General features: G+C 51.5%; 1 protein-coding gene. It reads right to left on the minus strand.

Features of this window, described 5'->3' with window-relative positions; translation table 11 throughout:
- Positions 1-181: 181 nt before the first annotated feature.
- Positions 182-1183, minus strand: coding sequence for a LacI family DNA-binding transcriptional regulator (locus CCD76_RS19330; RefSeq protein ID WP_256961399.1), 1002 nt, complete (start codon positions 1181-1183; stop codon positions 182-184).
- Positions 1184-1259: the final 76 nt, after the last annotated feature.

A 1259-nucleotide genomic window follows, 5' to 3' on the forward strand; every position in this document is an offset into this window, starting at 1 on the left:
TCCTCCCATCCACCAGACTTGAGCTTAACTCAGAGTCTGCTGCCGGAAAATGAAGCGCTTCATATTCCATGCTAAAAAATGAAGCGCTTCATTTTGGCTTCAAAAAAAAGGTGAGTCACCTTCAGTTCATTTCCTTAAGAGATAGCAGAGTAAATACAGCATTCGATATTAACCTTTGGTCTCAGTCACCTCTCTTGCCCTCCGTCAACGTCTTCAGGCTCTCACGCTCGATGATCAGCGTCTCGAGCTCGATCGCTTCGACTGACGCCCCATCATCGATGATCGCAACGATAGTTCGAGCCACCTCGACACCGATTTCATGCATTGGCACTCTCACAGTGGTCAAGCTAGGAATCATGGCACTGGCAAATTCGATATCGTCGAAGCCCGTAATGGACAATCTCCCGGGAACATCGATACCGCTCAGTTGGCACTGATGCATCGCTCCAATGGCATGCAGGTCGGTACCGCAAATTAGTACCGTTGGCAGCTCCCCGACCGCCAGCAATCGCTTGATCGCCTCTCGCCCACCATCGAGTGAGAATTGCGTTTCGATGATCCACTCCGGCTTGACGGAGATACTTGCCTCTTCGAGGGCGTCAAGAAATCCCGCTCGGCGCTGCCGAGAGCGCTCGTTTCCCTCAGCCGGGCCACCGCAAATTGCGGCCTTCCGATGCCCTTTGGCCACTACATGCCTGGCGATTTCATAAGCTGCCTGACGGTTTGAGAAGCCGATGGTATGGGGGTAACTCGTCTCGTCGGTCGACCACATCATCAAATATGGGATGTCATACGTTTCGAGCATCTGAAATACCGTATCGTCGTGATCGGTGCCCACTAGAATCACCCCATCGACACCGCTCTCAACCAATGCTTGAAGCACCTTGACCTCACGCTTCTGGTTATACTCATGGCTTCCAATGACCAACTGATAGCCCATTTCCAGCAGGCTTTGCTGCAAGGAATCGATCGAATTAGAGAACATCGGGTTCTTCAGCGTGGGATACACCACCGCCACTCGCCATGTTTTCCGAGCAGCCAGTGATCGTGCAACGCCATTACGGACATACCCCATTGCAGAGACAGCTTCCAACACTTTTTTCAGGGTGTTAGGCTTGACTTTGTCCGGGCATGAAAGAGCTTTAGACGCTGTGCCCAACGACACGCCTGCTTCACGGGCCACATCTTCCAACGTTACTTTATCTTTTACGTTACTTTATCTTTTCGTTTCGTAACTATTCAGGTGGCTGCGGATGGCA

It is taken from the genome of Salinicola salarius, from assembly GCF_002179555.1.
Classification (GTDB): domain Bacteria; phylum Pseudomonadota; class Gammaproteobacteria; order Pseudomonadales; family Halomonadaceae; genus Salinicola; species Salinicola salarius_A.